The organism is Catellatospora sp. IY07-71 (assembly GCF_018326265.1).
Classification (GTDB): domain Bacteria; phylum Actinomycetota; class Actinomycetes; order Mycobacteriales; family Micromonosporaceae; genus Catellatospora.
This window is the reverse complement of the sequence record NZ_AP023360.1, coordinates 4,395,629-4,415,861: the sequence shown is the minus strand read 5'-3', so window position 1 is coordinate 4,415,861 and position 20,233 is coordinate 4,395,629. Positions and strand designations below refer to the sequence as shown.

Below are 20,233 nucleotides of genomic sequence, written 5' to 3'. Positions count from 1 at the left end.
TTCCTTTCAGAGGGTGATCAAGGGGAAGGTGCCGGAGGGGGTGGGGAGGCGGTCGGTGGTGTTGTTCTTGATGTAGCCGAGGCGGAGTTGGGCGCCGGGGGCCAGGCCGAGGGTGGACAGGGGGATGGCGGCTTCGACGACGGTGTCGTTGCGGGCGAAGGTCATCGCGCCGAGCGGGGTCCAGGACCAGCCGCTGCCGCCGTGGTCGTAGAGGTTGGCGTTCTCCAGCATGTAGTCGCCGCCGGACGGGTTGGTCCAACCCGCGGCGTTGTAGCCGGTGGCGGTGCTGTTGTCGGTGTTGAGGAAGAACTGGCCGAGCACGTTCAGGCCGGTGCCCTTGACGCACAGGTAGAGCGTGGTGCCGTTGCTGGTGACCGACACCGACTGGACGCCGGTGCCGCCGGACAGCACCGGGGTGACGGCCGCCCAGTCGCCCGCGTTGCCGTCGACCGTGATCGACGGTGTGCCGCCGCCACTCGTCGCCGTGGTGAAGGTGCCGTTGGGGCTGTTGGTGGTGCCGCCCGTGGCGACCGAGCGGACCCGGAACTGGTACGCCGTGCCCGGCGACAGCCCCGAGAGCGTGACCGAGTGGCTGGTCACGTTGTTCGCGCCGGTCGCGGTCGAGCCGTAGGACGTCGTGGTGCCGTACTCGACCACCGACGACGAAGCCACGTCCGTGGTCCAGGTGACCGTCGCGCCGGTCGTGGTGACGTTGGCGTACTGCACGTTGCTGATGACGGGTGCGCCGCCACCGCCGCCCGAGCCGTTGAGCAGGGTGACCACCGGGAACGTGCCGCTCGCGGCCGGGAGCCGGTCGGTCGCGGAGTTGTTCTTCAGGTAGCCCGCCCGTAGCTGCGAGCCTGGTGACAGGCCGAGCGTGGACAGCGGGATCGCCGCCTCGGCCACGGTGTCGTTGCGGCTGAAGGTGACCGCGCCGAGGGACGTCCAGGCCCAGCCGCCGCCGGCGTGCCGGTAGAGGTTGCCGTTCTCCAGCAGGTAGTCCGCGCCGGACGGGTTGGTCCAGCCGGTCGCGTTGTAGCCGGTGCCGGTGTTGTTGTCGGTGTTCAGGTAGAACTGGCCGAGCACGTTCAGGCCGGTGCCCCGCGCCAGCAGATACAGGTTGGTGGCGTTGTTGGTCACCGACAGCGACTGCACGGTGGTGCTGCCGGTCAGCACCGGGGTGACGCTCCCCCAGTCACCGGCCGACCCGTCGACGGTGATCGCCGGGTAGCTCCCGCCGCTCGTCGCGGTGGTGAACGTGCCGTTGGGGCTGCTGGTGGTGCCGCCCGTGGACACCGAGCGCACCCGGAACTGGTACGCCGTGCCCGGCGACAGCCCTGAGAGCGTGACCGAGTGGCTGGTCACGTTGTTCGCACCGGTCGCGGTGAAGCCGTACGACGTCGTGGTGCCGTACTCGACCACCGACGACGAGGCCACGTCCGTGGTCCAGGTGACCGTCGCGCCGGTCGTGGTGACGTTCGAGTACTGCACGTTCGAGATCACCGGCGGCTGTGCCGGGGGCGGCGAGCTGGACGGGGTCGGGGACGGGGACGGCGGGGTGCCGCCGCCGGGCACGGTGAACCGCACCGACGACCCGCCGAAGTTGGCCACCCGCAGCCAGGTCCACACCTCCGTGCCCGCCATCGCGGCCGGGAACACGTAGTTGCGGTCGAACTCGAACTCGGCACGGGTGCCGGACTGCACCACCCGCACCGGCCAGCCCCGGTTCGTCGGGGCGCTGGGGCTGCTGAACTTGAACACGTCGCCCTGCCCGGCCCCGGCGTGCGGCAGCAGGTACGCCTGGTTCAGGTTCTCCAGGTAGATCCGGGAGTCCGGCGAGGTCGGCCAGGACGGCTGCCAGCCCGTCGGCCCGTCCTTGTCGTAGTCGAAGTAGATCATCTCCTGGGCCAGGCTGATGGTCTGCTTCGCCTCGACCATCATGAAGAACCGGTCCCCGACGAACTTCACGTAGACCTTCGTGATGCCCTTGCCGTTGTTCCCCGCGGCGTCGCTGAAGATCGGCGTCTCCGCGTTCCACTCCCCCGTGCTGCCGTCCGCGACGAACCCGCCGTAGAGGTCGGTCGGGTGCGCCCCCGTCTGCGCCGGCGCGGCCAGGCCCTGCGCGTCGAGCCAGTTCTTGGCGTCGTCGTACACGGCCGAGTTGAAGTGGTTCGCCCCCGAGACGTCGTAGGCGAGGTAGTCGGAGTTGCCCACGACCTCGTTCATCCACTTCTGCGTGCCCGAGGCGGGCACCCGGAAGTCGATGATCGCCACGTTGAACCCGTCGGCCTGGTTGGCCTGCGCGTTCACATAGTCTTTCCAGAACCCGCCGAAGTTGTCCCGGCTGCGGTAGGTCGGCGAGGCGGTGTTCGTGTTCCAGTTGGCCTCGAACCCGGGGCTGGTGTCGTAGAAGCCCGGGATGTACGTGTTGTAGTACCAGCTCTCGGTGACGAAGATGTTGATCGCGTGCCGGTAGCGGGTGGCGAACTGCGAGGTGCCCTCGTCGGGGTTGAAGTACCAGTAGCCCCGGTTCGAGGCGACGACCTTGCTCGGGTCCACCGCCTTGATCTTCTCGACGAGGTCGACCATGCCGCCCGCGGTGAAGCCGAAGTTGCCGCGCGGCCCCCACGAGATGCCGGGTCCCGCGCCGCCGACCGGGTCGGGCGTGTCCACGGTGTCCAGGAAGACGCCGTCGTAGTCGCCGTCGTGCACGATCTTGTCGACCTGGTAGGTGACGAACTTCTGCCAGGCCGGGTCGCCGCCGTTGATGTACCCGCCGCCGTAGGTCGGGTTGACGTCGACGGTGCCGTCGCCGTCCTTCCAGTAGCCGCCGTACAGGTACCGGCTGTCGTTGACCCAGGTGCCCTGCTGGTCCAGGTACCACGGCATGACGCCGTTGTTGCGCCAGGTCAGGCGGTTGCCCCAGGACGAGTAGTTCGCGCCGATCGAGGTTCCGGCGTAGTTGGCGTAACCGTCCTCGTAGGTGCCGTCCGGGGTCGCGCCGCCCTCGACGTTCAGGTACGAGCCGGCGGCGTTGTAGTTCCACGGGTTCGGGCCGTGCAGCGGGCCGGACGGGCCGCCGTAGCCCGCGGGCAGCAGGCCCAGCTCGATGCCCTTCTGGATGGTCATGTGCCCGCTGTGGCCGGGGATGATCGTCGGCAGCATCTCGCCGACCGACAGGTAGCCGAGCACGATCACGTCGTCGGCGGTGCCCAGCGCCCCGTCCACGCCGCGCTTGATCTCCTGCACCTGCGCGGACGTGACGGACTCGAAGTAGAAGTGGTCGTTGGTCACGTTCAGCACGCGCAGGGTCGGTTCGAGGACCACCAGGTCGTACGCCTTGAGCTGGTTGACCTTCGCCTGGTCGACCGCGCCGTACCAGAACGCGGTGCGGCTGTGCTGGTTGAGCGTGGGGACCTTGCCGTAGAACGGGGTGCGGCCGATCTCGAAGCCGGCCGCGGCCGCCGGGGTCGCCGCGGTGGCGACGAACCCGGCGGTCAGCGCGGTGGCGGCGAGCAGGGCCGCGGCGAGCAGCCGGGCGATGCCCCGGCGCGCGGGTGGAGCGGTGCGGTGCGGATGAGCTTGGCGGTTCATGGGCACCTCGCTTCGGTGGAGGGGATCAGCTGATGGTGATCACTGCGGTGTAGGTCTCCGGCGAGCTGCCGGAGCCGTGGAAGACCGCCCGGTGCGGGCCGACCGGCGCGCCGCCGAGCACGTCGGACAGCACGGACGCGGGCACGCGCCAGACGTAGTGGTCGTCGTCGCTGGACACGAGCGGGCTCGGCCCGTCCACCGGCGCCCAGCTCCAGCCGGTGCCGGTGTGGCGGTAGAACCAGGCGTTCTCGATGAGCAGATCGGCGCCGATGCCGGCCGTGGCGAACCCGGTGGTGGCGTCGTCGTCGACGTCGATGAACAGGTGGTGGAAGTCGAACGGCAGGTTGAAGGCCGCCTGGTAGGTCACGCCGTCGGCATCGATCACGCCGCTCGCGCCGGTGATCGGGTCGCCGGAGGGCACCGTCGTGGTGACGGTCAGCGGCCCGGCGGCGGCCGAGCGGTTGCCGCTGCTGTCGCGGGTGTACGCCGTGAACGTGTACGCCGTGCCCGGCTCCAGCCCGCTGACCGGCACGCTGACCGTGTCCCCGGCCGTGACCAGCCACGACGGCAGCGACAGCAGCGGCTGCCCGTTCACCTCGACGTCATAGCCCGCGAGGTCGGCCTCGGTGGAGGCGTCCCAGGCCAGCCGCACGCTGGCGACCTTGGTCTCGGCGGCACGCAGCCCGGCCGGGGCGGCGGGCGCCGACGCGTCGGCGGCCTTCGTGGTCACCGTCGCGGCCCGGCCGGGCGCGGAGACGTTGCCCGCCGCGTCCCGCGCGGCGACGGCCACCCGGTAGGACCGCGCCGGGTCGAGCCCGTGCAGCGTGACCAGCGGGATCGCGTTCAGCGTGCCGGTGACCCGGACCCCGTCGAGGTACACGTCGTACCCGGTGACGCGGCCGTCGTCGGCGGCGGGCAGCCAGCCCACGGTCGCCTCGGTCGAGGTGGTGTGCACGGCCAGCGGCGTGCCGTACACGCGGGGCGCGGCAGTGTCGCCGCCGTGGTCGGTCGCCGCGGCGAGCTGCGCGTTCCAGTAGGCGTCCGGCGGCAGCGAGTCCCACGGGTTGGCCAGCACGTCCGGCGTGACGTAGAGGTAGCCCGCCTGGCGCTGCTTGCTCAGCGCGACCGCGTTCGCCAGCTGCTCGGTCGTGTCCGTGGCGTGCACCAGGTGCCAGAACCGGCGCGGATCGAGCGCGCGGTGCCACGCCGGGGGCTGCCAGCCGAGGTAGGTCTCGTAGGTGCCCTCGAAGGTGAGGATCACGTCGCCGACGTCCGCGTAACACGGTTCGGTGTCGATGCCCGGGTTGACCACGGTGAACGCGCCGGGAAACGCGCGCCGCACGTGCCGGTCCAGCTCGCGGTAGGTCTTGACGTAGGCGTCCTGCGGGCCGCAGACGTTCTGCACCTCGTCGAAGAAGATGCCGCCCAGGCCGTCCGCGCCGTAGAGCCGGTACCAGGTGGCCACGTCCTGCTGGACCTGCGCGGCCCAGGCCGCCGGGGTGGTCTCGTTGAGCCGCGTCGCGCGGCCGGTGGTGCCGAGGTAGCCGGTCGCGACGTAGCCGAGCACGCGTACCCCCGCTGCCTTCGCGGCGGCGATGGCCGCAGCGTAGTTGGGGTCCCGGGTCTTGCCGGGGCCGGAGAAGGGGTTCGCCACGGCGATGCCGACGCCCGGCGCGTTGAGCCGCTGCCAGAGGGCGGCGCCGTCGCCGCCCGGGTAGAAGTACGCGGGCACCGCGAGCTGCTGCGACGCCGGGTCGGGGAGGCCGCTCGCCTGCGCGGGCGCGGCCGGGATGAGGAGCAGTGCGGTGAGTACGGCCGCCGCCCGGAGGTGCAGGCGTCCGCGGCCATGCCGATGCAGCATGGTCGTGTCTCCGATCTGGGGTATGTGAGGGGGTTGGGGGTCAGCTCTTGTTGCCGCTGAAGGCGATGCCCTGGATGAAGTGGCGCTGCAGCACGGTGAACACCACGATCACCGGCAGCGAGGCGAGCAGCGACCCGGCCATCAGCACCGGGTAGTCGGTCTGGAACTGGCCCTGGAGCGAGGCCAGGCCCGCCGACAGGGTCATCTGCTCCGGGTCGGTGTTGACGATCAGCGGCCAGAACAGGTCGTTCCAGGACGCCAACACCACGAGGATGCCGAGCGCCAGCAGGCCGGGCTTGGCGAGCGGCAGCATGACGGACCAGTAGATGCGCAGCGGCCCGGCCCCGTCGAGGCGGGCCGCCTCGTCCAGCTCCCGGGGCAGGCCGAGGAAGAACTGCCGCAGCAGGAACACGCCGAACGCGGAGAACAGGCCGGGCGCGATGATCGCGCCGAGGCTGTTGAGCCAGCCCAGATCGGCCATGATCTCGTACTGCGGGATGACGAACAGCGCCGGCGGCACCATCAGCACGGACAGGAACAGCCCGAACAGCAGGCCCCGGCCGGGGAAGCGCAGCCGCGCGAACGCGTACGCCGCCATCGAACAGAACAGCAGCTGCCCGGCGGTGCGCGCGACGGCGACCAGGACGGTGTTGAGGAACTGGTCGCCGAACGGCAGCAGCTCGAACACCTGGGCGTAGTTCGCCCAGCGCCAGTCCGGCGCGAGGGTCGGCGGCACCCGGGTGGCGTTGGTCAGCGTCTTCAGCGAGGTGAGCAGCTGCCAGGCGAACGGGATCACCATCACGGCCGCGCCGAGGATCAGCGTGCCGTGCGTGCCGGCCATCCGGCCCTGCGCCGTCCGGGGCTCAGCCATAGTGCACCCACCGCTTCTGCAGCCGGAACTGGATCGCGGTGAACACCACGATGAGGACGAGCAGCGCCATCACGATCGCGGCCGCGTAGCCGCGGTCGTTGGTGTAGAACGCCTTGTCGTAGAACAGCCCCACGACGGTCTGGATGCGGGGCATGGCCGGGTTCGAGCGGGCCGCCTGGCCGCTGCCGGCCATCACGTACACCAGGTCGAACAGCTGCAGCGAGCCGATGACCGAGAGCACCGAGACGAAGAAGATCGACGGTGACAGCAGCGGCAGGGTGACCCGCCGGAACTGCGCCACCGGCCCGGCCCCGTCGATCTCGGCGGCCTCGTAGAACTCGCGCGGGATCGCCTGCAGCCCGGCCAGGAAGACCACGATGTTGTAGCCGAGCCCGGCCCAGATGCACACCGCCACCAGCGCGTACAGCGCGGTGGCCGGGTCGGCGATCCAGTGCGGGCCCTCCACGCCGAACACCGACAGGAACTGGTTGACCAGGCCGAAGTCGCCGTTGTAGAGCCAGCGCCAGACCATCGCCACGGCGACCGGCATGGTCACCACGGGGATGAAGAACAGCGCGCGGTACACCGAGACGCCGCGCAGCTTCGGCCGGTTGAGCAGCGCCGCGAAGACGATCGCGAGCGGGATGCCGAGCAGGCCGAGCAGCGCGAACAGCAGCGTGTTGACCAGCGCCTGGCGCACCTCGGTGTCGGCGGCCAGGGCCCGGTAGTTGTCCAGCCCCACCCACTCGTGCCCGCCGAACGGGCCCCACTCGGTGAAGGAGAAGTACCCGGTCTGCAGGACGGGCCACAGGTAGAACACGGCCAGCCCCAGCCCGGTCGGCGCGATGAGCAGGTACGCCCACCCCGCCTCGGCGGTCCACCGGCGCGGGCGGCGGGCACGGCCCCCGGGCGCCGGGGCGGGCACCGCGGCGCGGTCGGCCGCGATGCCCTCCTCGGTCATCACCATGGTGTCGGTTACTCCTTGGCCAGCAGGGCGTTCATCTGGGTGGCAAGCTCCTTCGCCGCCTGCTCCACCGGCACCTCACCGGTGTACGCCTTGGTCAGCTGCTTGAACTCCTCGTCGTTCCAGGCGGCGGTGTTGCGCGACACCGGGTAGGGCACCGCGTAGCTCACCGCGTCCAGGAAGACCTTGCCGTTGAACTTGGCGTTGGCGGCGAGCCAGGCGTCCTGGGTGCCGGTGTACGCCGGGATCGGGCCCTTCTTACCGAGGATCTCGGCGGCGGGCTTCGAGCCGAGGAACTTCACGAACTCCCACGCCTGCGCCGGGTACTTCGTCTTCGCCGAGACCACATTGGCCAGGCCGTGGATGATGGTGGCCTGCTTGACCCCGGTCGGCAGCGGCGCGGCGTCGACGCGGGTCTTGGTGTACTCGTTGTTGCCGAACTCGGTGACGTTCCAGGAGCCGCCCCAGTACATGGCGAGCTTGCCGGACTCGAAGAGCTGGATCGGGTGGGTGTCGGTCATCGTCTTCAGGTCCGGCGACTGCTTGTTCTTGATCAGGTCGGTCCAGAAGCGCAGGCCCTCGATGGTGGCCGGGTCGTCGTAGCCCGACTTCTTCCCGTCGGCCGAGATCACGTTGCCGCCGGCCTGGTAGATGGTGTTGTAGAAGTACTCCTGGCCGGCGATGTTGGCGCCGACGGCGTACTGGCCCTTGGCCGGGTTGCTCAGCTTGGCGGCGGCGGCCTTGAAGTCGTCCCAGGTCCACCCGGCGGCCGGGTGCTTCACGCCGGCCGCGTCGAAGAGCTCCTTGTTGTACCAGACGCCGACGGTGTCGAAGTCTTTCGGCAGGCCGTAGATCTTGCCCTCGAAGGTGTACAGGTCGACCAGGGCCTTCGGGTACACGCCCAGGTCCAGCTTCGCCTCGGCGACCTTGTCCGCCAGCGGCATGATCACACCGTTGTCGGCGTAGAGCTGGACGTTCGGGCCGTTCATCCAGAACACGTCCGGGGCGGCGCCGCCGGTGACCGCGGCCCGCAGCTTGGTCCAGTAGTCGGCCCACGGGGTGAGCTGGACCTCGACCGTGATGTTCGGGTGGTCCTCGGTGAAGGCGGCCGCGAGCTCCTCCATCACCGGGACCTGGTTCTTGTCCCACACCGCGTAGGACAGCGTCGCCTTCTCGTCAGCGCCCGCGGTCGGCTCGTCGGCGCCGCAGCCCGCCACGGTCACCGCGAGCACGGCGGCGGCCATCACGGCCGCGCCGGTCCGCACTGCTTTCCACATCTGAGGAACCCTTCTCGCCAGAGCAACATCATCGGGGAATCACCCGGGTCGCGTGGGGCCGTCGAGTGGCGTGACACCACCCGGTGCCGTCGGGACCCGCATCACATGCGCTGCCCAGTATTAATGGACTCCTGAATAAGTTTGTCAAGAGTCCAGCCATGGGTTGACCGCTCCGGAGCGTCAACGCCCAGGTCGGACGGGTGCGGCTACCCCGGTGCGCGCGTCGAAGAGATGCTCCTGCAGATGTTCGAGCGAGTGTTTGACCGCGCCGAGCGCCACCGCCTCGTCGCCCAGCGCCGAGGTGACGATCTCCGGGATGCGTACGCAGCGCTTCTCGATCTCGCGGCGCAGCGGTTCGAGCAGCACGTCGGCCGAGCGGGAGAAGCCGCCACCGAGCACCACCAGCTGCGGGTCCAGCGCCAAGACCAGCGCGGACGCACCCAGCGCCAGATCCTTGGCGTAGCGGCGGACCACTGCCACGGCCTTCCGGTCGCCCTCGCGCGCGGCGGCGAACACGTAGCCCGCCAGCTCGTCCGGGTCGGTGCCGGCCGGGGCGCCGGTCCAGCCGCGCAGGTGCTCCTGGGCCCGGATCCAGCCCAGCTCGGGCAGCGCGCCGATCTCGCCCGCGGCCTGCGCGAAGCCCCGGTGGAGCCGCCCGTCGATGATCAGGCCGGTGCCCGTACGCAGGCCCGCCAGCAGGTAGACCACGTGCTGGGCGTAGCGGGCCACGCCGCGCCAGGTCTCGGCCAGCGCGGCCAGCCGGCTGTCGTTCTCGACCAGCACCGGGCCGCCGACCAGCCGCCCGACGTGCTGCGCCAGGTGCACCCCGGTCCACTCGGGGAACGCCACCGACAGCACGACCCGGCCGGACGCATCGACCAGGCCGCTGGTGCCGACCGTGGTCGCCCACACGTCACCGCCGCCCAGCCCCGCCCCGGACAGGCACTCGGCCACGGCCGCGTCAACCGCGCCGAGCCGGTCAACCCGGCCCGCGGTGATCGCCACCGGCGTGCGCACCGTGTGCTTGACCTGCCCGTCCAGGTCTGCGGCCAGCACCCGGATGGTGTGCCCGCCGATGTCGACGCCCAGCACGTGGCCCGCGTCGGCGCGGAACCGGTAGCGCCGGGCCGGGCGGCCCATCACCCCGGGCGCGGGCTGTACCTCCTCCAGCCAGCCCTGCTCCTGGAGCTGAAGCACCACGTCCTCGGTCGAGGGGCGGGACAGGCCGGTGTCGCGGGACAGCTCGGTCAGCGTCAGCGCCTCGCGGCCGCGCAGCACGTGCACCACCGCGAGCGCGTTGAGCTGCCGCAACCGGGACAGATCCCCGCCCGCCAGTTGTTCGGTCACCGTCGGCCCCCTTTTGCGCGTCGGGTAATCATGTTACTAATGATGGAGACCTTCAAAAGTAACTCCTCCTGGGATGGCTGAGATGACTGTAGACGGGGTGCGGCTGGTCGTGGCAGGTGCCGGGCTGCGCGGTATCGGGTACGCCCGGCACGCCGCCGCCACCGGCGCCCGCGTGGTCGCCGTGGCCGAGCCCGACCCCGCACGCCGGGCGGCGTTCGCGGCCGAGTTCGGGGTGCCCGCCGAGCACGTCTACGCCGACTGGGCCGACCTCGCCGGGGCGGGGCGGCTGGCCGAGGCGGTCGTGATCGCCACCCAGGACCAGACCCACGCCGACGCCGCCGTCGCGTTCGCGGGGCTGGGTTATCACATACTCCTGGAAAAGCCGATGGCCACCACGGAGCCGGACGCGCTGCGCATCACCGAGGCCGTGGACCGGGCCGGGGTCATGCTCGCCGTGTGCCACGTGCTGCGCTACACCCCGTACACGCAGGCGCTGAAGAAGCTCCTGGACGAGGACGCGATCGGGCGGCTGGTGAACGTGCAGCACCTGGAGCCGATCGGCTGGTGGCACTTCGCGCACTCGTTCGTGCGCGGCCACTGGAACAACTCCGAGACGTCCGCGCCGCTGCTGCTGACGAAGTCCTGCCACGACATCGACTGGCTGCTGTACCTGTTCGGCACCGCGCCCAGCCGGGTCAGCTCGTTCGGCGGGCTCACCCACTTCCGCCCCGAGCAGCGGCCCGAGGGCGCCGCCGACCGGTGCCTGGACTGCCCCCTCGAACCGCGCTGCGCGTACTCCGCGCCCCGGCTCTACCGCTCCTGCCTGGGCGACCCGGCCCGGGAGTTCTGGCCGCTGTCGGCGGTGACCCGCGACCACACCCCGGACGGCATCGACACCGCGCTGCGCACCGGCCCGTACGGGCGCTGCGTCTACGACGCCGACAACAACGTGGTCGACCACCAGGTGGTCGCGATGGAGTTCCCCGACGGCGCGACCTGCACCTTCACCATGACCGCGTTCACGCCGATGGAGAACCGGCGCACCCGCCTGTTCGGCACCCACGGCCAGCTCGACGGCGACGGCCGCCTGCTGCACCTGACCGACTTCCGCACCGGCGAGCAGCGCACCGTCGACACCGGGCTGACCGCCGGAGGCACCGCGGCCGACGGGCACGGCGGCGGCGACGAGGCCATCATGGACGCCTTCCTCGGCGCCGTCGCCACCGGCAACGCCAAGCTCCTCAACTCCGACGCCGCCACCAGCCTCGCCGGCCACCGCGTCGTCTGGGCCGCCGAACAGGCCCGCACCACCGGAACCATCACGGCCACCCCTCTCCCCGCCTGACCCCAGCCCCGCCACCTCCGTCACGCCCGCCCCGGTCCAGCCAGCTTGGTCCGGCTGGCTCGGTCCGGCGAAGATCGCTGGTTCGTGTCAAGATCTGCGCTCTGACCACAGGTTTCGACACGAACCCGCGATCTTCACCCCGCGGCGCCGCCCCACGACGCCAAGATCGCGTTGATCTTGCGCGAGCTGTTGCCCCTTTGTCCGGAAAGGGCGTGTCGCACCCACAGTTCGCGCAAGATCGGCGCAGCAGAGGGGGCGGGAGAGGGGCGGGGCGGGAGAGGGGCGGGGCGGGCCGCCGGGTCAGAGGTCGGGGGCGAAGTGGGTGGTGGCGGCGGTTATGGCGGCGGTGGTCTGGTCTTCGGTGGCGAGGCGGGAGGCGCGGACGGCGTCGGCCCAGGCGGTGATGGAGCCGCGGGAGAACTCCTGGCCCTCGATGGAGTTCTCCGCCGCGGTGAGGTCGCCGAGGTCCGCGCCGGAGAGGTACTGGGCCAGGCGGAGGAGGCCCTGGTCCCAGCCGGGGCCGACGTAGAGGGCCCCCGCGGCGCTGCCGGCCACCGAGAGCGGGACGGTGTGGCGGACCTCGAGGTCGGTGTGGTCGGCGCCGGCGGCGGTGAGGGTGACCTCGACGATGCTGTCGGGGGCGCCCCAGGTGAGGCGGAGCAGGCGGGGCGGGTCGCAGCGCTGGATGTCGCCGCCCGCGTTGTTCTCGACCTGGAACGTGCCGCCCTGCTTCAGGTCGCCGGTGACGGGGGCGAACCAGCGCGGCAGCCGCTCGGGGCTGGTTATCGCGTCCCAGACGTCCTCGGCGTCGCCGCGGTAGGTGCGCCGGATGATCACGGCGACGCCCTCGCCCTCCTCGGTGTCGGCGCGGGCCACCTGGCGGCGGATCGCCTCAAGCTGCTCGGTGATGTCCTTCATCGTGGTCTCCTCGTCGCTGTGGTCCGCGCTGCCGGCGTTCCCGGCGGCCGCGCGCGAGTTCGGTCTCCAGCGCGTCCAGGCGCTGGCTCCAGAAGCCCCGGAACCGTTCGAGCCAGGCGTCCACCTCCCGCAGCGGGGTGGTGTCCACGGTGTACAGCCGCCTGGTACCCACCGGGCGCACCGTGGCGAACCCGCTGTCGCGCAGCACTTTCAGATGCTGGGAGACGGCGGGCTGCGAGATGCCGAACTCGGCCTGGATCACCTCGGTGAGCGCACCGGAGGCCTGCTCGCCGTCGGCGAGCAGTTCGAGGATCCGGCGCCGGACCGGGTCCCCCAGTACGTCGAAGGCGTGCACGGCTCGAAGTTACAGCCGAAACTTATATAAGTCAAACCTGGTATTAGGTGAGCAGCCGGTCGAGCAGCAGATCGGTGAGCACGGCGGCGCGCTCGGTGGCGTCCCCGGGGGCGACCACGACGATGCTGAGGCCGCGATCGGGCACCCGGGCCAGCACGTTGCGTACGCCGGGCCGGCCGCCGCCGTGCCGGTAGAGCGGGTAGCCGTGGCGGCGGCGTACGCCCATGCCCCACGCGTAGTCGAGCGGGGTGCCGTCGTCGAGCCGGCCGGGCGTCTGCAGCAGGCCGCTCTCCCCGAGCGCGCCGGTGTTGAGCGCGTCCGCCCAACGCAGCAGGTCGGCGGCGGTGGTCCAGAGGCCGCCGTCGCCCAGTGACAGCGGCGCCGGGTGCAGCGGCGCCAGCGGCCGGGCACCGGGCGGCGCCGGTCCGGGGCCGCCCCAGAACCGGCTCATGCGCATGCCGAGCGGGGCGAACAGCAGCTCGTGGGCCAGGCCCGGCAGCGGGCGGCCCGCCGCGCGGCGCACCACCTCGGCGAGGCAGACGTACCCGGCGTTGGAGTACGCGTAGGCCGTGCCGGGCGGCCGGGCCGGGAAGGGCAGCGCGGTCAGCGCCCCGAGCACGGCGGCGGTGGTCCGGTCGCCGGTGATCCGTGCGTCCACCAGCCCGTCGTCCGGCAGGCCGCCGGCGTGGTGGACCAGGTGCCGCAGCCGTACGCCCGCCGCCCAGCGGGGCAGTTCCGGCAGCCGCAGCGACAGCGGCTCGTCGGCCGCCAGCGCGCCGCGCCGCGCGAGCAGCAGCGCGCAGGCCGCGACGACCTGCTTGGACAGCGAGGCCGCGTAGACGAGGCTGGTGGCGGTGTACGGCCCGCGGCACTCGAACACCGGGTCGGCAGCGCGGCGGGACAGGCCCACGACCAGCGGCTCGCGGTCGGCGTATCCGGCGGCGCGGGCCAGCCGCCCGATCTCCCGGTCCCGCACTAATCGCAGCCGCTGGGCAGGCTGTTGATGTAGCGCATGCTGAGCGCGGCGGCCAGCACGAAAGGCACGAAGCTCAACGCCCAGCCCGCCAGCACCGCCCACCGGTTGCCGCCCGCCGCCCGGCGCAGCGCCAGGGCCAGCAGGATCCCGCCGAGCATGAGGTCGATCAGCACGGCGAGCGCCCAGCCGGCTCCCAGACCGTCCTTCCGGTCGCAGCCCTCCAGCCGCAGGAGGGATAGGCCGGCGTAGACGACGGCGGCGAGCAGGTGCACGCTCGTGCCGATCGTCAGGTTCGCGGCCAGTCCGACCGGGGCCGAGGGCCGGTGCGCCGTGTGATCCACCACGTGACCGCCTAACTACCGTCGCCGCGCGACCGGGCGGCCCGCGGCGCTGCGAAGTCTCGCACGGCCACGTTACCGATCCTTTACTGGTCGTCGTATAGGCCTTCCAGCGCGCGTAGCCGCTCCACCACCTCGGCGGCCAGGTCCAGGCTCGCCGGGGAGAGCCCGGTCAGCCGGTACGCCACCCGGCGCACCCTGGCGTCGCGCAGCGCGCCGAGCAGCTCCAGCTCACCGTCGATCGCCGCGGCGCGGGCCGGGTCGAGGAAGTAGGCCACGTCCACGCCGAAGTGGGCCGCGATGCGCCGCAGCAGCCCGTGGCTCGGGTTGGCCCGCTTGCCGGTGCGCAGCATCCCGATGTACTGCGCGGACACCTCGACGGCGCGGGCCACCAGCTCGTCGGTCTGGCGCACCCCGCCCGGCCGGATCGCCTCGACCAGGCGGTTGTAGCGCTCGGCGAAGTGCGGCATCTGTCGGGAGGGCATCTGTCCATCATCGGACGGGCAAGCCGGGCCGGTCATGTTCACTCCGCTTCGGACACAGCACACCGGCTCGGGTGCTCACTCGGGTTGCGGGTGCAGGTGCTGCAGCTGGTGCTGGAACGCCAGGATCACCGCGTCGAACTGCGCCTCGATGGCGGGCAGGTTGGAGCGGGCCGCCTCCAGCGAGCGCAGGCAGGTGGCCAGCATCGCGACGTCGCGGGCCTGCCGCTCGCTCTCCGCGCTGTACGCGACGCCGGCCGTGGCCCGGTAGCTGGCCGCCGCCCGGTCCGCCTCGCGCCGGGCCGCCTCCAGGATGTTCGCGGCCTGCTTCTCGGCGGTCTCCACGATCAGGCGCCCCTGCTGCTGCGCCGCGGCGATCACGGTGTCGGCCTGGGCCTGCGCCCGCGCGGTGAGGGTGACCGCCTCGGCGGCGACCTGGCGGGCCCGCACCGCCGGGTCGGCGGCGCCCAGCCGGTCGCCGAGCCGCTTGACCCGGTCCAGCTCGGCCTGCTGCATCACGATGTAGGCGTTGAGCGCGTCGACGTCCTCCGCGACGGTGCGGCGCAGCCGGTCGACGGCCTCCTTGTCGTACCCGCGGCGGCGGCCGGTCGCGTCCGGCAGGTGGTGCCGGACGATCGACTCGGGCGTGTGCGGCACGCGCTTACGCAGGTCCGGCGCGTCCTGGGTGCCGAGTGCGCTGACTGGTGTCACGGTTCCCCCTGTCTCACCGGACCGCGTTGACCGCGGCGGGCATCGGCGACGGCAGGTAGCGACCGCCGTCGTACTCCTCGATGTGGATCTGGCGCTCGGGCACGCCCGCGGCGGCGAGCGCGCCGTGCGCGTAGCCGGTCAGCGCGGGCGGCCCGCAGACGTACACCTCACGCTCGGCGAGGCGGGCGGTGCGCAGCGCCGCGCCGAGCACGTCGTCGCCGCCGTGGTCCTCGGGCGTGACCGGCACGACGGTGAGCCAGCGGTGGGCCGCTTCGAGCCCGCGCAGCGTCGGCAGGTCGTAGAGGTCCGGCACGCCGCGCGCGCCCAGGAACAGGTGCACCGACCGAGGTGGCACGCCCGCGCCGGCCTCGACCTCGACCTGCTCGGCCAGCGCGCGCATCGGCGCCAGGCCGGTGCCCGCGGCGATGAGCAGCAGGTCCCGGCCGCCGCCGGGAGTCAGCGTGAGCCGCCGGCCCACCGGCGCGCCGAGCCGCACCTGGTCGCCCTCGCGCAGCTGGTGCACCAGCGCCGGGCTGAGCTCGCCGCCGGGCTGGGCGCGCACGTGGAACTCGATGGTGCCGTCGGCGCGCGGCGTGTTCGCGGGCGAGAGCAGCCGCCACACCCGGGGCCGCAGCGCGCACTCCAGCGACACCGACTGCCCCGGCCGGTAGTGCAGCGGCATGGTGGGCCGCACCGTGAAGACCGCCAGGTCGGTGCCGCGGCGCTCGTGCTCCAGCACGTCCGCGGTCCACCAGGCGGGCTGGCTGCGGGCGGCGTGCTCGGCCGCCCGCAGCATGATGCCCGACACCTCGCCGTACGCCGACTCCCACGCCGCGGCCAGGTCGGGGGTCCACCGCTCGCCCAGGAAGTGCTCCAGGGTGGCGAACAGCGCCTGCCCGACCTGCGCGTAGTGGGCCCCGACCACGGAGAACTTACGGTGGTCGCGGCCCAGGCCCTCCAGGTACGGCAGGGCCTGGTCGAGGCGGTCGGCGTGCGACACGACGTGGCCGAGCGCCTGCAGCAGCTTCTCCCGCTGGCCGGCCATGGACACCGGGAAGAGATCGCGCAGCTCCGGATACGCCACGAAGAGGAAGGCGTAGAAGTGCTGCGCGGCACGATCGCCGTGGGACCGGACCACGGCGAAGCTGCGCTGCAGGCGGTGGGCGTCCATCCTCAGGCCGCCGCCGGCCTGACGATCAGGGGCTGGACGCTGGCCAGCACCTGTCCGACATTGAGGATGATGTCCATCGGGACGTGCAGTTCGAAGAGGACTCCGGCGGCGTACTGCACCACCCGTTCGTAGTGCGCCGGACTGACGCTCAGCCGCGCGTGCGCCGACCCGAGGTGCTCCACCGGGTAGGTGGCCGGGCCGCCGAGCACGTGGCTGAGCAGCATCGCCATGTGGCCCTTGAGCCTGGGCAGGTCGACGCCGTCGAAGTATTCCCTGAGCTGCTCGTCGGCGAGCAGGTAGGTGTAGAGCCGGTCCACCGCCTCGCGCACCGACGGGGCTCCGCCGATGAGCTCGTACGCGCTGGTGGCTGTGGTGGTCGCTCCTGGACTGTCGGACACGTTCGCCTCCGTCTCGCAGTGGTGAGCCGCGCGGAGCCGACCGTGTCCGGCCCGGGCCCGCACCCGGAACGGACGCGACGAAACACACCGGCACAACCAGCGGTTTTCCCGAAGGCCGCCAAACAAACTGCTGGTTATCCGCGCACCAGCAGCATATATAGATACGTCTCTTAGGTGTCAACCAGTAGTCGGTTAATACACGGATTGTGGTTTAGAACACACGTTCGAAGGCCGTCCACATCGTACGCGACCTGTTCAGTCCTCCTCCAGCATGGACAGGATGTTGCCCGCGGGATCCTTGAACCACGCGATCCGCGGACCCTCGCCCTCGGCCAACCCGTCCGCGTCGGTCTGCAGGCCGGGCACGTCGTAGCGCTCGAACTCGACCCCGCGCCCGCGCAGCTCCGCCATCGCCGCCGCCAGGTCCACGACCGGGAAGTTCAGGATGGTGTACGTGGCGGGCTGGTGATCTGGCTTCGGATAGACGAGCACCTGGCCGCCGCCCGCCAGCTCCAGCCGCAGCATGCCGCCGCCCAGGTCGGTCACCTCCAGCCCCAGCGTCTCACCGTAGAACCGCCTCGCCGCCTCGGTGTCGTCGACCGAGAAGCCTGAGAAAGCCCGCGTCCTGCCCAGCATTTCCGTCCCTCCTGTAACCATCGATGAACCACCCCGGTCAGCCGCCGTGGGCGTCGATCGCCGCCTGTTCCCTGGCCGTGCGCCGCACCGCCGCCGCCAGCGCGCGCTCGGCGGCGGTGCGCGCGGCCCGCCGCCGGTTGGCCTCCTGCTGCGCCCGGTCGCGCCGCTCCTCCAGCGCCGACATCGCCGCACGCACCTCGGCCAGCTCCGCCCCGGCCGCCTGCTCCGCCTCGCGCGCCGCGTCCAGCTCGGCTCGGGCGCGCCCCTCCGCCTCCTCCGCCGCGTCGAGCGCACGCCGCAGCCCGGCGGGCACCCGGGGCGGCTCGGGCACCCGGACCTCCTCGTCCGTCGGGGCCGGTTCCGGCGCGGGGACCGCCCGCAGCCGCCGCTCAACCCGGGGAGTCGGCGCACGCCGTGCTTCTGCTTCCGCGGACTCGTCGACGGGTGGCAGGGCCGTGCCGAAGCCGGTGTAGGAGACGGCCTTGACCACCGTGCCGGCGCGGATCTGGGCGGCGACGTCCTCGTCGGCGAGCGCGGCGGCGAGGGTCTCCTCGACCTCGGCGCGGGGCAGCCGGGCGGGGCTGAGCGAGGGCTGGGCCTTGACGGCGAGCTGCTCGGCGTCGTCGGCGAGGGCGGACAGCAGCTCGCGGCGGCGTACGGTCAGCGCGCGCAGCTCGTCGCCGCGCAGCCGCCGCTGGGCCTCGCGCAGCTCGGTGCCGAGTTCGGCCAGCTCGGTGATCCGCTCGGGCGCGCGATGGGCGAGCAGGTTCACCAGCCAGGCGGCGACGGTCGGGCGGCGCAGCCGCTTGATCGCGGTGGCCTGCGGGCCGTGTCCGGCGGCCTTGGCCGCGGCCGCCGCCGCGTCGCGCGCGGCGACGAACTCCTCGGGCAGGGCCGTGTACAGCTCACGCACTGTCTCCTCCGGCACCTCACCCACCTTGCCATGATATGGGCGGTTCAGGCCGGTTCGAGGTAGCCCTGCGCCTGGAGCGTGAACAGCTCGGCGTAGCGGCCGCCCGCGGCCATCAGCTCGGCGTGCCGCCCTGACTGGACCAGCCGCCCCTCGTGCAGCACGTAGATCATGTCGGCGTGGCGCACGTTGGCCAGCCGGTGTGTGATGAGGATGGTGGTCAACCGGCCCTGCCGGTCGCGGATCGCCTGGAACAGGGCGTCCTCGGCACGCGGGTCCAGCGCGGAGGACGGCTCGTCCATGATGAGCAGGTCCGCGTCGCGCAGGAAGCCGCGCGCCGCGCTGATCCGCTGCCACTGCCCGCCGGACAGGTCCTGCCCGTCGGCGAAGGTCCGGTCCAGCAGCGTGTCGTACCCGAACGGCAGCTGCATGATCATGTCGTGGGCCACCGCGCGCCGCGCCGCGGCCTCGACCCGCTCCTGATCGGCCGGGCTGTCCGGGTCGCCGAGCCGGATGTTCACCCCCGCGCTGAACGGCCACTTCCAGTAGTCCTGCGACACCACCGCGATCCGGGCCCGCAACTGCCCCGCGTCCAGCTCCGGCAGCGGCGTCCCGTTCCAGCTGACCCCACCCGACGAGGGGGTACGCAGCGCCGCGAGCACCGCCGCGAGGGTGGTCTTGCCCGACCCGTTCTCCCCCACGAACGCGACCGTCTGCCCGGCGCGCACGGTCAGGCTGACCTCGTCCAGCGCGGGCCGGTCGCGGTCGGGATAGCTCAGCCGCACCGCGTCCACGCGCAGCTCCCGCAGCGGGCCCACCGCGCCCCGGCCGTCACCCGCCGGCAGGTGCGCCCGCGCCCGCTCCATGAACCCGGTGTAGTCGTCGAAGTGCCGCCCCTCCGTGTAGAGCGTGTCCACCTGGTACGTCACCGTGTTCAGCGAGTGCCGCGCCGCCTGCAGCGCGATCACCGCCGTGGCCGCGGCCGCCAGCGGGATCGAGCCGCTCAGCAGCAGCCAGCCCAGCAGCACGTACACCGCCCCGGACGCGAGCCCGCCGGTCACCGCGCCGAGCGCGTTGGTGGTGGTCACCCGGCGGGCCAGGTCGAGCTGGATGCGGGTCTCGGTCTCCATCACCGTGTCGAACTGCCCCAGCAGGAAGCCGCGCAGCCCGTACGCGCGCAGCTCGGCGGCGGTCAGCCGATCGGCCATCAGCCGGTTCAGGATCCACAGCCGGCGGCGGCGCACCGAGCCCGCCACGTACGTCTGATACTCCAGGTGCCCGGCGCGCAGCGCGGCCCACGCGTTGGGCAGGGTCGCCAGCAGCATCGCCCCGAGCAGCAGCGGATGCACCACCACCAGCGCCACCGCGACCGACAGCACCCCGATCGCCCCGGCGGCCAGCGCCATGGTCGCGTTGACCAGCCCGATCACCGAGTCCATGCCCCGCCCGGCGCGCTCCATGTCGTCGGCGAACGCGTCCTCGTCGAACGCGTCCAGCCGCACCGCCGTGGTCGCCTCGTACAGCCGCCGCTGCACCGTGCGGTCCACCCGCGGGGTCAGGCCGTTGAGGGCGTACCCGGTGGCGATGCCCATGCCCGCGCGGACCGCCGCCGCACCAGCCAGCAGCGCCAGCGCGGGCAGCGCCGCGGACACCCGGTCCGGGGTGGGCCCGGCGCTGAACAGGCCCACCAGCACCTGCTGGGTGGCCAGCAGGCCCGCCGTGGACATCGCCCCGGCCACCAGCGTGCAGGTCAGCACGATCGCGGTGCGGCCGCGGTCGGCCTGCCACGCGATGCGGAACGCGGTGCGCACCAGCCGGGGAAGCGCCTGCGCCACGGCCCGCAGTCCCGCCTCGGCGCGGGCGCGCACGCCCTCCTCCCACCACATCACCCGCAGCTCGGGCAGGACCGAGGCGGCGGGGCCGGGCTCGGCGGCTTCGGACGGCGCGGACACGGCGGCTCCCTCCCCGGCACCGGCCCTGCCGGGCGGTGTACCGCGAGCGTATCCGCCATCCACGAGCGTGACTGGATCACTCATCCGATCCTGACGGACGGGGGCACGTCGACGGTACGCTCGCCCC

At 72.3% G+C, this 20,233-nt stretch carries 18 protein-coding genes; 1 reads left to right on the top strand and 17 read right to left on the bottom strand.

Annotation, left to right across the window (positions count from 1 at the left end; translation table 11 throughout):
- Positions 1-6 precede the first annotated feature (6 nt).
- From CS0771_RS19815 to CS0771_RS19790, 6 genes are all read right to left on the bottom strand, one after another.
- Positions 7-3,594: a fibronectin type III domain-containing protein gene (locus CS0771_RS19815; protein ID WP_212842364.1), complete on the bottom strand. Its 3,588-nt coding sequence runs from the start codon at positions 3,592-3,594 to the stop codon at positions 7-9.
- A gap of 25 nt (positions 3,595-3,619) precedes the next feature.
- The gene (locus CS0771_RS19810) at positions 3,620-5,455 is read right to left on the bottom strand and encodes a spherulation-specific family 4 protein (protein ID WP_212842363.1); all 1,836 of its coding nucleotides are present in this window, start codon (positions 5,453-5,455) and stop codon (positions 3,620-3,622) included.
- Between the two features lie 40 nt (positions 5,456-5,495).
- A complete protein-coding gene (locus tag CS0771_RS19805; protein ID WP_244870898.1) occupies positions 5,496-6,326 on the bottom strand; it encodes a carbohydrate ABC transporter permease in 831 nt (276 codons plus the stop codon).
- Complete coding sequence (locus CS0771_RS19800) at positions 6,319-7,293, bottom strand: carbohydrate ABC transporter permease (protein ID WP_244870897.1); 975 nt, start codon at positions 7,291-7,293, stop codon at positions 6,319-6,321. Before CS0771_RS19800 ends, CS0771_RS19805 begins: the two co-directional genes overlap by 8 nt.
- A gap of 8 nt (positions 7,294-7,301) precedes the next feature.
- The gene (locus CS0771_RS19795) at positions 7,302-8,567 is read right to left on the bottom strand and encodes a sugar ABC transporter substrate-binding protein (protein ID WP_212842362.1); all 1,266 of its coding nucleotides are present in this window, start codon (positions 8,565-8,567) and stop codon (positions 7,302-7,304) included.
- 180 nt (positions 8,568-8,747) lie between these two features.
- Positions 8,748-9,914, bottom strand: a complete 1,167-nt coding sequence (locus tag CS0771_RS19790; RefSeq protein ID WP_212842361.1) for an ROK family transcriptional regulator — start codon at positions 9,912-9,914, stop codon at positions 8,748-8,750.
- Between the two features lie 82 nt (positions 9,915-9,996).
- On the opposite strand from CS0771_RS19790, the gene CS0771_RS19785 reads away from it, so the two are divergent.
- The gene (locus CS0771_RS19785; protein WP_212842360.1) at positions 9,997-11,259 is read left to right on the top strand and encodes a Gfo/Idh/MocA family protein; all 1,263 of its coding nucleotides are present in this window, start codon (positions 9,997-9,999) and stop codon (positions 11,257-11,259) included.
- A gap of 300 nt (positions 11,260-11,559) precedes the next feature.
- Here CS0771_RS19785 and CS0771_RS19780 read toward each other — a convergent pair whose 3' ends face one another.
- The 11 genes from CS0771_RS19780 to CS0771_RS19730 form a co-directional block, all read right to left on the bottom strand.
- Positions 11,560-12,177, bottom strand: a complete 618-nt coding sequence (locus CS0771_RS19780) for an SRPBCC family protein (protein WP_212842359.1) — start codon at positions 12,175-12,177, stop codon at positions 11,560-11,562.
- Complete coding sequence (locus CS0771_RS19775) at positions 12,152-12,532, bottom strand: helix-turn-helix transcriptional regulator (protein WP_212842358.1); 381 nt, start codon at positions 12,530-12,532, stop codon at positions 12,152-12,154. Before CS0771_RS19775 ends, CS0771_RS19780 begins: the two co-directional genes overlap by 26 nt.
- 43 nt (positions 12,533-12,575) lie before the next feature.
- Positions 12,576-13,508 (bottom strand): serine hydrolase, encoded by a 933-nt coding sequence (locus CS0771_RS19770; RefSeq protein WP_212842357.1) that lies wholly within the window; start codon positions 13,506-13,508, stop codon positions 12,576-12,578.
- Positions 13,508-13,852, bottom strand: coding sequence for a hypothetical protein (locus tag CS0771_RS19765; RefSeq protein WP_212842356.1), 345 nt, complete (start codon positions 13,850-13,852; stop codon positions 13,508-13,510). Before CS0771_RS19765 ends, CS0771_RS19770 begins: the two co-directional genes overlap by 1 nt.
- A gap of 80 nt (positions 13,853-13,932) precedes the next feature.
- Positions 13,933-14,331, bottom strand: a complete 399-nt coding sequence (locus CS0771_RS19760; RefSeq protein ID WP_212842355.1) for a helix-turn-helix domain-containing protein — start codon at positions 14,329-14,331, stop codon at positions 13,933-13,935.
- A 75-nt stretch (positions 14,332-14,406) separates the two neighbouring features.
- Positions 14,407-15,039: a hypothetical protein gene (locus CS0771_RS19755; protein ID WP_203757060.1), complete on the bottom strand. Its 633-nt coding sequence runs from the start codon at positions 15,037-15,039 to the stop codon at positions 14,407-14,409.
- A gap of 13 nt (positions 15,040-15,052) precedes the next feature.
- Positions 15,053-16,210 carry a globin domain-containing protein gene (locus tag CS0771_RS19750; RefSeq protein WP_212842354.1) on the bottom strand — a complete coding sequence of 386 codons (1,158 nt, stop codon included), beginning with the start codon at positions 16,208-16,210 and terminating at the stop codon, positions 15,053-15,055.
- Between the two features lie 2 nt (positions 16,211-16,212).
- Positions 16,213-16,608 (bottom strand): group 1 truncated hemoglobin, encoded by a 396-nt coding sequence (locus CS0771_RS19745; RefSeq protein WP_244870896.1) that lies wholly within the window; start codon positions 16,606-16,608, stop codon positions 16,213-16,215.
- Positions 16,609-16,863: 255 nt separating this feature from the next.
- Positions 16,864-17,244: a VOC family protein gene (locus CS0771_RS19740; protein ID WP_212842353.1), complete on the bottom strand. Its 381-nt coding sequence runs from the start codon at positions 17,242-17,244 to the stop codon at positions 16,864-16,866.
- A 37-nt stretch (positions 17,245-17,281) separates the two neighbouring features.
- Positions 17,282-18,181: a hypothetical protein gene (locus tag CS0771_RS19735; protein ID WP_212842352.1), complete on the bottom strand. Its 900-nt coding sequence runs from the start codon at positions 18,179-18,181 to the stop codon at positions 17,282-17,284.
- A gap of 20 nt (positions 18,182-18,201) precedes the next feature.
- Complete coding sequence (locus CS0771_RS19730; RefSeq protein WP_212845926.1) at positions 18,202-20,040, bottom strand: ABC transporter ATP-binding protein; 1,839 nt, start codon at positions 20,038-20,040, stop codon at positions 18,202-18,204.
- Positions 20,041-20,233: the final 193 nt, after the last annotated feature.